Source organism: Bacteroidetes Order II. bacterium, from assembly GCA_016788705.1.
Classification (GTDB): Bacteria; Bacteroidota; Rhodothermia; order Rhodothermales; family UBA2364; genus UBA2364.
Map to the genome: position 1 here is coordinate 123463 of JAEUSQ010000027.1, position 6572 is coordinate 130034.

The following is a 6572-nucleotide window of genomic DNA, read 5'->3' on the forward strand; positions in this document are numbered from 1 at the left end:
TTGTAATCGCATGACTGCTTCTTTTCAAGACCAAACCTTTCACACCACCCACTTCCCAGAGGGCCGAATCCGTGGCCAATTTGAAAATTGTCAATTTATCGGCTGTACCCTTCCCAATGCCATGCTTTCCAGTGCCGAGTTCTCCGATTGCAGCTTTGAGGACTGCGACCTGAGCATGGCCCAACTGAATGGAACGGTATTTCGAGAGACCCGATTTATTGCTTGTAAGATGTTGGGCATGCCGTTCGACACCTGCAACGACTTCTTGCTCTCTTTCAGTTTCAAAAATTGCAACCTTGATTTTTCGTGTTTTAACGGCCTGGTTATCAAACAAACCGTTTTTGATCAGTGTAGTCTTGAAGGCGCTTTTTTCCTCAAAACCAATTTAGAAAAGTCCGTATTTAAAAACACCAACTTGGCAGATGCTGCTTTTGAACAGACCCATCTTGCAGGAACGGACTTCCGATCTGCCTATCACTTTTCCATTGACCCAGAAAAAAATTACCTCAAAAAAGCACGTTTTTCGGCAGATAATCTTGCTGGGCTCTTACGAAAATATGACCTCAAAATTAATTAAAACCCGCACACAGTAGCCCTACCGACTAACTACCAACCGACGATGTACAACAGAATGCCCTTGTGCTAAGCGCAAAAAGTAGAACCCATTAGACAACCCATCCACTGCAAAAGGTATCCTCTGTACACCTGAAGCCATTACCCCCACGTACAACATCTTTTGTGTACGTCCTAAGGCATCCACAATACTTAATCGGACATACTGGCTTTTGGGTAAAGAAAGTTCAACATTTGCTATACGTCCAACTGGATTCGGATAGGGCATTCCAAGTGCAAATAAGGCAGGCGTTTCATCGGTTATCCCAGTGCTGGGGTGATACCCAAAAGCACCAACGGTAGAACGTGCCAAACGACCATTACCGTCGTAATCTCCCCAAACCCCATTCGAGAGATTTCCGACGGGTATGATAGGCGTTGTGGGCGCATCCCCTCCCAGAAAATCGGGGATGGATTGCGTCGCATAAGTAGTTACATTACTCACAGGAACCGGATGAAAATCTCCACCAGAAGCCTGTACCAACTGTGGTTCAAAGACATTAAATACATTGTCTGCCAATAACTGCGCTTCGTTACAAGTCAGGTTCGAAGCCGCACATCCATCCCCACTTCCACCGATCCCAAGGGGATGCGTGGAAGGGCCATTCCAGAAAACATTTCCTTTTATCTGAAGATTGGCATCGGTCAGGGTAGGATTGGGGACGTTGCTACCAACAGGTGGTGTGATTGGGCCATGTATTGCTAAGTGCTGCCATTGTGATTGAAACCCCAAAGGATTATAGAATAGATTGTTGTAAATAAAGATGTTACGGTTTGGAATAAAATTAAAGGAAGGATCGTACCCCCATCCCCCAGCGGCCCGATTGGCATTGCACTTGGCCGTATCTCCATCACAACTCCGTCCACCAAAAACCACTTCTAAGACATGAGATCGGGAGCCAGTCCGGTAAGCGGTATTGTGTGCCATCAATATATTATATCCCCCATTCACCCCCAGTCCTGCACCCTCCGTATCATGTATTATATTGTTGATGATTTTGATATCATAAGCTTCATAATGTAACCAAGGAGATACCATAAACTCAAATCCTGTGCCTTGACCTGCGGTAATGCCCCCGGTACCACAATTATAGACCTCGTTGGCCTCCACGGTAAACTGCGCCGAACCTCCTTTCAAGTATAAACACCAGTCTTGCGCATTATGGATTTTATTCCGGAAAATATGCCCGTATTGTACTGCCACTAAATCTATGGCGTTGTCATCAGCGCCCGAAATGTCGTTATCTTCGATATAAATATATTGGGACTGATTAATCTTCACGGTCTCATGAGCCGCTCGGCTTCCGTTTGAAGCAGATTGAAAGAAATTATTTCTGATTAAACCATATTGTATCTGCTCAAAATGCAAGACATCTCCTGATGGATTTGGAATGATTTGCAAATCCATTAAGTATAAATAGCGGCAATCAAAGACATTCAAGTCACCCTGCAACGTCACCGTTCCTCGGCCTTGCGCGGCTTGAATGATCACTGGAAAGGCATACGTCCCATACTTTTTTTCCATGTAATTTGGCAGGCTTGCTTCAGGATACGTCCCAGGTAGAAGCTGAATTCGGTAGCCCATGGTCAAGGGGGTAGAGGTCGGAATACGATTCCAAGCAGCCGTCAATGTACGAAGCGGCGCTACCGATGTACCCGCAGCGCCATCGTTGCCCGAAGGTGAGACAAAGACCTCTTGAACAAGAGGACTCCCAATAGCATAAGCAGATGTTTGGGCATGAATTAATGGAACTTCGAGCATTAGAAGAATCCATAAAACAAGATAACTCTTTGGGTAAAGGAGCGTTTTCATAAATGATCGTGATTGGATAAAGACAAGTTTCAGGGATCAAATACCCCATATAAAGTCATAAAAATTACTACAAATAAGTAAGTAATTAAAGACATAGATTTTACAGGAACAGCTATATGTTCGGTAAAACTCTTGGCCCTCCAAAGATCCGCAAGGCCACTACCGAGAACCTTTAACAAGTTAAGATCTATTAATTATTACGATTTCTATTGCGAGAACAGATCGGTACCATGGAAAAATATACGTGGTAATCGGATTTTATGCACCTACTGTCTGGAAAACCGCAAAGCCATAAGGCTCGTCGGAATATCCACTACGAGATGGCCTGTTCTTCCTGCGCCTCGAAAGACACACGTACTACCTTACTGACCCCCATTTCTTGCATGGTAATGCCATACATCCGGTCAGCAGCCTCCATTGTCAATTTATTATGCGTCACCAAAATGAATTGTGTGGTATCGGCAAATTGGCGGATCAACCGCATGAAGCGTTCAATATTCGCATCGTCTAACGGCGCATCCACTTCATCAAGAATACAAAAAGGTGAGGGTTTCACCAAATAAATGGCAAACAGCAGCGCAATGGCGGTTAGGGTTTTTTCCCCACCAGAAAGCTGAGAAATACCAGAAGGTTGTTTGCCTCGTGGTTTAGCCACAATCTTTATGCCCGCCTCCAACGGATCTGCATCATCCAAAAGCAGTTGTGCCGTATCCCCGGGATGAAACAGGCCTTCAAAGAGAGATTGAAAGTGGCGATTGATTTCGGCAAACGTTTCGTTGAAGCGCCGTGTAGCTGTTTGATTGATCTCTTGTATCGTTTCAAGCAAGGTATTTTCGGCAGACTTCAAGTCCTTTTGTTGGTCCTCAATAAAGGAAAGCCGCTCCTTTTCCCGCTCATAATCCTCTAAAGCCAATTCATTCACCGCCCCAAGAGAACGTATCTTTTGACGCAGTTCTGCCACTTCTTTCTTTGCCGATACGTCGTCTATATCCTTGTTTACGACCAACATGTCTCCTTCTTCAATGGACAACGCAAGTTCCAAACCCAACTCATCCATAGTACGCTGGATCAATGCCTCAAGGCGGGTATTACGTTCCGCCAATTGCACTTCGATCCGGTTTTCTTCTCGTTGCAAGTCATCTCTTTTGCGTCGTACTTCACGGATTTGTGCTTCATCGGCGGCAATGGCCCCACGTGACTGCACCACATTCAATTCCGCTTCGTGAACCACCTCATCTTGTTCCGTTTTTTCGGCATACCAGACAGCTAAGTTTGTCTCCAATTGGGCTTGTAATTCGGTAGCGGTCTCTTTACTTTTTTGGACTTGGGCAATCTCACCCTGTCGGTTTTGTGTCCGCCGACGAAGCATTTCCGCCTCTTCTTGTTTCCGGCGAAGTTCATTTTTCAGGTTCTGGGCATGGTTTTCGGCCTGAATGGCCAGGATATTGGTTTCGTTCAGCGCTTGCCCGGCCATGCGTTGCTGGGCTTCAGCAGATTTAAAAACCAATTCAGCCGCTTGGCGTCGCGTTTCAGCCTCTCCTGTTTGCCCCTGGAAAACACGAACCAACGCTTCTTTTTCGGTATGTTTATTCCTGATTTCTGCGGACTCAGCCCTCAACAATTCGATCCGCACAGTCAATTCTTGCGCTCGTTTGGCCGAGGCCAAGTGCTCAAATTGGGCACGCTCGCTGGCTTTTTCCACTTCGGTTTGTTGCCGTTCTGCTTTCTGAAGGCCCAACCGTAATAAGGGTAAATTTATCCCTGCCAACTCATCCCGAATTTGTCGGAATTGCCCTGTTTGTTCTTGTTTTTGTTGTTCCAAAACGTGTAATTCTTCGCGTGCTTGGGCCAAACGTTCACGCCTACCCAGCCGATTGGCGGTAGCGGGCGCATGTTTTTTACTCCCTCCATGAAGGGTTCCGTTTGTATCCGCCCATTCGCCAGTGGGTGCCATAAAGCGTAGATAAGACCCTGCTCCTTGGGGTTTCGACGCCAGTTCTTGGGCCTGTTCGAACGACTCGACAAGAAACACATTTCCCAGCAATACCTGAGCCAATACAGAATAAGCTGGCGCCGCCCGAATCACAGAGACAGCAGACAAAGCCCCATCCACCATTGGTGGCACAACTGCCTCCTTTGGCAATCGGTTGAGCAACAAAAAATCAGAACGACCCTTGCCCTGCGACCTTAGCAGCGCAATTGCAGCACTTGCCTCTGCTTCTGATGATACCACAAAACATCCTGCAAATTCTCGTAAGGCGGCATCTATGGCAACCTGATAGGCCACATCACACGCCAAGACATCCGAAACCGTTAGGGGTGGAGCAGCACTCCAATCAGTTTTTTTGGCCAAAAATTGTACTGCCTGAGAAAATTCTTCGTAACTCGCCACCAAATTTTCCAACAACTTAGCTTCTGCTCCCAAGGCCGATGCCTTTTGCTCGGTTATACGGAGCATTTGTTGTGCTTCATTAAGGGCAGCCGTTTTTAACTCGTGTAACTTTTCTCCTTCGGTAAGTATGATATGGGCCTGATCAGTGGCTTTTTGGGCTTGTTCAAGCGACTCCGCAACCCATTGCGTTTTCTCGAACAACGAAACCTGACTTTCTTGATATGCCTGTCGGTCTTCTTCCAAACGCGCAACCTCGCCTTCCATCAGTTCCAACCTATTCGCCAAGCGCCCCAACTCCGCTTGCAAAAAAGAACGTTCTTGCGCCACTTTACGCTCTGCAATCCGCAATCCCTCCAATTCCTGTAACGCTTGTTCATATCCAGCCTGTGCATCCTGTTGTTTTTTTTGCGCCTCGACCCGTTCACGTACCTGTTCTACAGACACTTCTAAAGCGGCTTCGAGTGCCATAGACAACGACGCTACATGTTTAAGGAGTTGTTCGTGCCGCATATCAGCTTCTACAGCCTCATTTTTTAACCGCGAAAGGGTGCGTTCGGCTTGTATATGGCGCTCCTTTTCCACACGCAGATCGGCTTCGGCTTTACGGATTACATCCAAATGTGCCGCCCGTTTTTGTTGTAAATCAGCTAAATGCGTCTCCAGATGGGTTAGATAAAGGCGGTGCTGCTCCACTTGGGCTTCAAATGTGGTCAGTTCTCCTTGAAGGGCTGTCAAAGTGTGTTCCACGTCCACCTTTCGTGCCGAATATTGGGCAATTTCTGTTTGTAAACGCCCAAATTCCCTCAGGGCTAACTGGGTTTCCAGCTCCGCAAGCCGATCCTTTAAATGCTTATATTTCCGGGCTTTTCCTGCCTGATTTGCCAAGGAACGCACCTGCCGCTCTAATTCGTCCACCAAATCTTGTACACGCGCCAGATCTTGCTGCGTGCTTTCCAACTTTTGAAGGGCTTGTTTCCGCCTAATCTTGTATTTTGTAATACCTGCCGCTTCTTCAAAGAGCCTTCTGCGCTCGGTTACATTTTCCGACAAGATCTCCTCGATCATTTTCAACTCAATCACCGAATAGGCACCAGCCCCCATCCCTGTATCCATGAACAAATCCGTGATGTCTTTTAAGCGGCACGACACATTGTTCAACAAATACTCCGACTCCCCGCTCCGGTACAGCCGTCGCGTGATCACCACTTCGCTGTATTCCAATGGCAAGATACCTCGGTTATTTTCGATATGTAACGATACTTCTGCCAAGCCCAAGGCCCGACGTTTGGCCGTTCCATTAAAAATAACATTGTCCATCTTTTCGGAACGCAAAGCCCGCGCTCGTTGCTCACCCAAAACCCAGCGAACGGCATCAATGACATTCGACTTCCCACAGCCATTTGGCCCCACAATGGCCGTAATACCTGGATGATAATGAATCTCGGTCTTTTGAGCAAAACTCTTAAAACCGTGTAAGGTTAACCTTTTTAAATACATAGCGATATTTAGCGGAAGCAAACAAGACCGTCAATATACTACTCCCAGTTCTTCGCAGGCGTGAAAAACACTTCAGTATCAGACATGTTTGCGTATGTAGTGACAGTCCGTCTAGTACAATAAGCCTTTTCACAAAAAAGACGAATAGAAAATCTATTCTCTATCCACCAATAATCATATTAAAAATTGTAACTGGTTAGCCTGATTCCAAAATTGTTATCGGGCATTGAAAAATAGTTTATTTTTGTGTTTCAATGG

At 46.4% G+C, this 6572-nt stretch carries 3 protein-coding genes; 1 reads left to right on the top strand and 2 read right to left on the bottom strand.

The window, feature by feature from the left end; translation table 11 throughout:
* The first annotated feature begins 10 nt into the window (after nt 1–10).
* Nucleotides 11–577: a pentapeptide repeat-containing protein gene (locus JNN12_07400; GenBank protein ID MBL7978151.1), complete on the top strand. Its 567-nt coding sequence runs from the start codon at nt 11–13 to the stop codon at nt 575–577.
* Between the two features lie 18 nt (nt 578–595).
* Here the strand turns inward: JNN12_07400 and JNN12_07405 are convergent, their stop codons facing one another.
* Nucleotides 596–2425, bottom strand: coding sequence for a right-handed parallel beta-helix repeat-containing protein (locus JNN12_07405; protein MBL7978152.1), 1830 nt, complete (start codon nt 2423–2425; stop codon nt 596–598).
* 313 nt (nt 2426–2738) lie between these two features.
* Entirely contained in the window at nt 2739–6314 is a 3576-nt protein-coding gene (gene smc, locus JNN12_07410) for a chromosome segregation protein SMC (protein ID MBL7978153.1), read from the bottom strand.
* Between the last annotated feature and the right edge of the window lie 258 nt (nt 6315–6572).

Bases quoted from the DNA above. Each gene is read 5' to 3' on its own strand.
- JNN12_07400 (MBL7978151.1), top strand. From the start codon at position 11: ATGACTGCTTCTTTTCAAGACCAAACCTTTCACACCACCCACTTCCCA.
- JNN12_07405 (MBL7978152.1), bottom strand. From the start codon at position 2,425: ATGAAAACGCTCCTTTACCCAAAGAGTTATCTTGTTTTATGGATTCTT.
- smc (MBL7978153.1), bottom strand. From the start codon at position 6,314: ATGTATTTAAAAAGGTTAACCTTACACGGTTTTAAGAGTTTTGCTCAA.